Source organism: Bradyrhizobium sp., assembly GCF_019244115.1.
Taxonomy (GTDB): domain Bacteria; phylum Pseudomonadota; class Alphaproteobacteria; order Rhizobiales; family Xanthobacteraceae; genus Bradyrhizobium.
In genome coordinates this window covers 1-2,554 of sequence record NZ_JAFATE010000284.1, presented here as the reverse complement: position 1 = coordinate 2,554, position 2,554 = coordinate 1, and the positions used below count along the sequence as shown (strand labels likewise).

Here is a 2,554-nt window from a genome sequence, read left to right as displayed (position 1 = left end):
AAAATCCAGTGATGGCTTTCGACGTAGACAAGCGCGGCTTCGATCGCGTGCCCAACCAGGGCAACTGCGTCCAATACGACCTCCATCCGTTTCCTCTCGCTGATCGGGTTGATCGAGGCGTCATACCGCGGGTGGCTCGGCTTGCGCGCACAAAGAACTCGCGTGGAAACACCAAGGTTCCGCAACAACTACCATGATCTCTCGACCGATTGTAGAGCGGCGCCTGCGCCGTTTGCGATTGCGAACACGTCAAAACTCTGCAAAGTCTCCTGGCCGCAGGGCATTCTGTTGAACCGAGGCCGATCAGAGCATGCCGTCCATCTTCGAGACTGCGTCCGCACCGCAGGCAGTCCCCATCACCTTTGCGACCAAGTCGACCTGGGACAAGATCGCCGCCGGCCTGCCGGCGCCGGCGCTGCGGTTCGCGGAGGCCAACAACTTTACTGCAAAGGCGGGAAGTTCGCTGATCCTCCCGGATGCGGAAGGGCGGATCGCCCAGGTGCTGTTCGGCCTCGAGGATGCGGACAACAGATCGCGCGATCCGTTTCGCCCGGGTGCATTGCCGAGCCTGTTGCCGCCGGGTGTCTATCGCTTCGCCAATGCGCCGCACGACATGCGCCTCGCCGCGCTCGCCTTTGCGCTCGGCAGCTATCGGTTCACCGGTTACCGCAAGGCGGAGGCGCGAGACGTGCGGCTCGTCCCGCCCCAGGGCATCGACGTCGCGGACGTCGCCCGGATCGTCGAGTCGGCCGTGCTGGCGCGCGACCTCATCAACACGCCGGCCAACGACATGGGACCGGCGGAGCTCGCGTTTGCCGCACAAGCGATCGCCGAACGCTACGACGCCTCATTTGCCTGCATCATCGGCGAAGAACTGAAGGCGCAGAACTTCCCGCTGGTTCATGCTGTGGGCATGGCGTCCTCGCGCGCGCCGCGGCTGATCGAGTTTTTGTGGGGCGATCCAGCGCATCCAAAGGTGACGCTGGTCGGCAAGGGAGTCTGCTTCGATACCGGCGGGCTCGATCTCAAGCCATCCAGCAGCATGCTGATGATGAAGAAGGACATGGGCGGTGCGGCCAATGTGCTGGCGCTGGCGCAGATGGTGATGGATGCAAGTCTGAAGCTGCGGCTACGCGTGCTGATTCCAGCCGTTGAGAACGCCGTGGCCGGCAATGCCTTCCGGCCATGGGACATCTTCCCCTCGCGCAAAGGGCTCTCGGTCGAGATCGGCAACACCGATGCGGAAGGCAGGCTCGTCCTCGCCGATGCGCTTGCCTATGCCGACGAGGAGACGCCTGATCTGCTGATCGACATGGGCACCTTGACCGGAGCCGCGCGGGTCGCACTCGGCCCCGACCTGCCGCCCTTCTACACCGACGATGAGGCGCTGGCGGACGATGTGGCACGCTGTGCGCGCGAGGAGCATGATCCGCTGTGGCGCATGCCGTTATGGCCACCCTATGATGCCTGGCTCGATTCGAAGGTCGCCAACCTCACCAACGCTCCCTCCGGCACATTTGCCGGCTCGATCACCTGTGCGCTGTTTCTGAAACGCTTCGTCGAGCGCGCCAGGAGCTGGCTGCACCTCGACATCTTTGCGTGGACGCCGCAGGCTAGGCCAGGCCGCCCCGAAGGCGGCGAATGCCAGGCTGCGCGCGCCATCTACCGGCTGCTGGGTGAACGCTATGGATGATCCGCGCCTGACGCCGGCGCGAGGAGATCTCGCCGCCAAACATCTCGAAGGCAAGGTTTTCGCTAAGCGCTACGTCTCGGGCGAGACGTTTGAGATCGTGGAGGCCATCGCGCCGATGCGCGAAAAACCGTCGTTCGATGCGATGCTCTTCACCGAAGCGCTGAAGGGCGAGCGCGTGACGATCTATGATCGCAACGCTGAGGGCTGGGCCTGGGGCCAACTGGCCAGCGACGGCTATGTCGGATGGCTGCCGGATCGCGCGCTGGCCAGGCCCGCCGCGGAGCCGACGCATCGCATCTCAGCGCTCAGGACTCTTGCGTTTCCCGGCCCCTCGATCAAGCTGCCCCCGGTCGAGACGCTCGTGCTCGGCTCCCGCATCACGGTAGCGCGTGAAGACCAGACTTTTGCCGTCACGCGCGAGGGACACTTCGTACCGAAGCCTCACATCACCGTTCTTGGCCAGGCGGAGGTGGACTTCGTCGCGGTCGCCGAGCGTTTCGTCGGCACGCCCTATCTGTGGGGCGGCAAGGGCAGCGTTGGCATCGACTGCTCGGGCCTCGTGCAGGTGTCGCTGAATGCGGCGGGCCTCGCCTGTCCCCGCGACAGCGACCTGCAGCAGAACGCGCTGGGACAGCCGCTCGATCCTGCAGAGTGGGAGCACCTGCAGCGCGGCGACCTGCTATTCTGGAAGGGCCATGTGGCGATCGCGCGCGATGCCGATACGATCGTGCACGCCAATGCTTTTCACATGGCGGCGGTGATCGAGAATCGTGGCGAGGCCATCGCCCGCATCCGCGCCGCCGGCAGCGAAGTCGTAGCGATCAGGCGGCTCGCTTGACACTCGTCCCGTCGTCATGGCCG

General features: G+C 64.9%; 3 protein-coding genes. All 3 read left to right on the top strand.

Translation table 11 applies throughout. The annotated features are described in order from the left end of the window. On the top strand, positions 1-197 hold a 197-nt coding region (locus tag JOZ76_RS12805; protein WP_291698994.1), incomplete at its 5' end, for a hypothetical protein. 113 nt (positions 198-310) lie between these two features. After that, entirely contained in the window at positions 311-1,693 is a 1,383-nt protein-coding gene (locus JOZ76_RS12800; protein WP_291698993.1) for a leucyl aminopeptidase family protein, read from the top strand. After that, positions 1,686-2,531 (top strand): C40 family peptidase, encoded by an 846-nt coding sequence (locus JOZ76_RS12795; RefSeq protein ID WP_291698992.1) that lies wholly within the window; start codon positions 1,686-1,688, stop codon positions 2,529-2,531. Before JOZ76_RS12800 ends, JOZ76_RS12795 begins: the two co-directional genes overlap by 8 nt. Positions 2,532-2,554 lie beyond the last annotated feature (23 nt).

Coding starts and splice junctions, on each gene's coding strand:
- JOZ76_RS12800 (WP_291698993.1), top strand. CDS start 311: ATGCCGTCCATCTTCGAGACTGCGTCCGCACCGCAGGCAGTCCCCATC.
- JOZ76_RS12795 (WP_291698992.1), top strand. CDS start 1,686: ATGGATGATCCGCGCCTGACGCCGGCGCGAGGAGATCTCGCCGCCAAA.